Raw genomic sequence first — 2,939 nt, forward strand, 5'->3', positions numbered from 1 at the left:
TGATGCCGACCAGGCCGCCGACGAGGACGGCCCGGAAGGTGGCCTCGGAGGCGCTGGTGGGGCGGTTGACGAGATGGCCCCCCGGGTCCGTCCAGACGGTGACCGGGGTTCCCGGCCTGCTGCCGGGTGCCACCCGGACCTGGCCGGTGTGGGCGGTGCCGTCGGCCACCGTCCAGCGCACCTTGGCCCACACCCGCTCGCCACCGGCGGTGTGCTTCTGCGCGGGGCGCGTCCCCGGGGCCCGCCCGACGACGCGGGCGAGGGCCGGGCGCCAGTCGGTGCGCTCCTGGGCGAGTCCGTGCTCCACCCCGCCGGCCGCCGCGAGGCCGGCCAGCACCCCGGCCAGGACGGTGAGCAGCCAGACGCAGAGCACCACCCAGCCCTCCACCATGTCCGCCCGGCGTTTGAGCGGGTTGCTCCGCCAGCGCCACAGCCACACCTTCGGACCCCGGAACGCCATCAAGGGCATCCTCCTCACGAGCGCACCGACCGGCCGGACCGCCCTCCCATACGCGGGAGATCGCCCCGTTGCTCACGACGAGCCGTCACCCCGACGGTCGCACGAGACACCCGCTTCGCGCAGGCGCATCCCGGAACCGGACCGGGCGAGCTTCGCCGCGGGCCGACAACACCACGGTGACCTGCGGGAACGCACGGTCCGCGGGAGAGTGTCAGTGGCGGGGTGCAGACTGGCCGATATCTGACGGCTACCTGGACGATGGCGTCCCGGAGGTGATCGGCATGACCGAGGTACTGCTCGCCGTGGGCACCCGCAAGGGTCTGTTCATCGGGCGGCGGAGGGGCGGCGGCCCCTGGGAGTTCGACGAGAGTCCGTATTTCAACGCGCAGGCGGTGTACTCGGTCGCGATCGACACCAGGGGGGCCGAGCCGCGGCTGCTGGCGGGCGGCGACAGCGCCCACTGGGGCCCGTCCGTGTTCCACTCCGACGACCTGGGCCGCACCTGGACCGAACCGCCCCGGCCGGCCGTCAAGTTCCCGAAGGACACCGGCGCTTCCCTGGAGCGCGTCTGGCAGCTGCACCCGGCCGCCGCCGAGCCCGACGTGGTGTACGCGGGCACGGAGCCGGCCGCGCTGTACCGCTCGGAGGACCGCGGCGAGAGCTTCGAACTGGTCCGGCCGCTGTGGGAGCACCCCACCCGCTCCCGGTGGGTGCCCGGCGGCGGCGGTGAGGGCCTGCACACGGTGCTCACGGACGCGCGCGACAAGCACGCGGTGACCGTGGCGGTCTCGACCGCCGGGGTGTTTCGCACCACCGACGGCGGCGCGAGCTGGGCACCGTCCAACTCCGGCGTCTCCGCGGTGTTCCTGCCGGACCCCAGCCCGGAGTTCGGCCAGTGCGTGCACAAGGTCGCCAGGGACGCGGGCAACCCGGACCGGCTGTATCTGCAGAACCACTGGGGGGTGTACCGCAGCGACGACGCGGGCGCCCACTGGACCGACATCGGCGAAGGACTGCCGTCCACGTTCGGCTTCGCGGCGGCCACGCACCCTCGCCGCAGCGACACGGCGTACGTCTTCCCGATCAACGCCGACGCCGACCGGGTGCCCGCCCAGCACCGCTGCCGGGTCTTCCGCACGGCCGACGCGGGCAAGTCGTGGGAGCCGCTGACCAGAGGCCTGCCGGCGGAGGACCACTACGGCACGGTGCTGCGCGACGCCCTGTGCACCGACGACGCCGACCCGGCGGGCGTGTACTTCGGCAACCGCAACGGCGAGGTGTTCGCCTCGGCCGACGACGGCGACAGCTGGCAGCAGTTGGCCGCCCACCTGCCGGACGTGCTGTGCGTGCGGGCGGCGGTGATCGGCTGAGCGTGGGGCAGGGGTCGCGGGCGTCCGGTCACGGTCCGGCCATCGGTTGATCGCCGAGGGCCGTACGGCAGTAGGGTGACGCCCGTGGCACCACGACCCTTGCATGAGATCGTCGAACCGGGCTGGGCTAAGGCCCTGGAACCGGTGGCCGGACGGATCGCCGAGATGGGCGACTTCCTGCGCGCGGAGATCGCCGCGGGACGCACGTACCTCCCGGCCGGACCCAATGTCCTTCGGGCCTTCCAGCAACCCTTCGACGAGGTACGGGTCCTGATCGTCGGTCAGGACCCCTATCCGACCCCGGGCCACGCGGTGGGCCTGTCCTTCTCGGTCGCGCCGGAGGTGCGCCCGCTGCCGCCGAGCCTGATCAACATCTTCCGCGAGCTGAACGCCGACCTGGGGCTGCCCCAGCCGTCCAACGGCGACCTCACACCCTGGACGCAGCAGGGCGTGCTCCTGCTCAACAGGGCGCTGACCACCGCGCCGCGCAGCCCGGGCGCCCACCGCGGCAAGGGCTGGGAGGAGGTCACCGAGCAGGCGATTCGGGCGCTGGCGGCGCGCGGCAAGCCGCTGGTGTCCATTCTGTGGGGCCGGGACGCCCGTAATCTGCGTCCGCTGCTCGGGAGACTGCCGGCGGTGGAGTCCGCGCACCCCTCGCCCATGTCGGCCGACCGCGGGTTCTTCGGCTCGCGCCCGTTCAGCCAGGCCAACGACCTGCTGATCCAGCAGGGAGGGCAGCCGGTGGACTGGCGTCTGCCGTGACCGTCGCCGGGTATCTCGCCGTGGACTCCGGCGGTTCCGGCCTCCGGGTCGCCGTCGGTGTCCCGGGGCGGGCGCCCTCCGCGCCGCGGGAGACGCGGGAGCCGGTCCGTACGGGTACGCGAGGCATCGATCCGGTCCATCTGATGGCCCAGCTCGTCCCGTTGGCCCGGGCGTCGGCGACCGAGGCGGGCGTGGACGCGCTGGACACGGCCGTCGTCGGCGCCGCCGGATTCGCGAGCCTGGGCGACGCCCTGCGCGCGGAGCTCCCGGACGCCCTCGCCCGGGAGCTGGGCGTGCGGAAGGTGGCGCTCGCCGCCGACGCCGTCACCGCGTACGTCGGCGCCCTC

At 73.9% G+C, this 2,939-nt stretch carries 3 protein-coding genes and 1 pseudogene; 3 read left to right on the top strand and 1 reads right to left on the bottom strand.

The genetic code is table 11. From position 1 onward, the window contains the following. The coding region (locus ACWEN3_RS44460; RefSeq protein ID WP_452983835.1) for an Rv1733c family protein at positions 1 to 460 on the bottom strand (460 nt) is incomplete at its 3' end. Positions 461 to 741: 281 nt separating this feature from the next. On the opposite strand from ACWEN3_RS44460, the gene ACWEN3_RS44465 reads away from it, so the two are divergent. The 3 genes and pseudogenes from ACWEN3_RS44465 to ACWEN3_RS44475 all read left to right on the top strand — a co-directional run. Further along, positions 742 to 1,830: a WD40/YVTN/BNR-like repeat-containing protein gene (locus ACWEN3_RS44465; RefSeq protein ID WP_452983838.1), complete on the top strand. Its 1,089-nt coding sequence runs from the start codon at positions 742 to 744 to the stop codon at positions 1,828 to 1,830. A gap of 84 nt (positions 1,831 to 1,914) precedes the next feature. Further along, entirely contained in the window at positions 1,915 to 2,592 is a 678-nt protein-coding gene (locus ACWEN3_RS44470) for a uracil-DNA glycosylase (protein WP_452983840.1), read from the top strand. Further along, a pseudogene (locus tag ACWEN3_RS44475) lies at positions 2,589 to 2,939 on the top strand (ATPase); the annotation flags it as partial. The gene ACWEN3_RS44470 and the pseudogene ACWEN3_RS44475, both read left to right, overlap by 4 nt.

This window comes from Streptomyces sp. NPDC004561 (genome assembly GCF_053602155.1).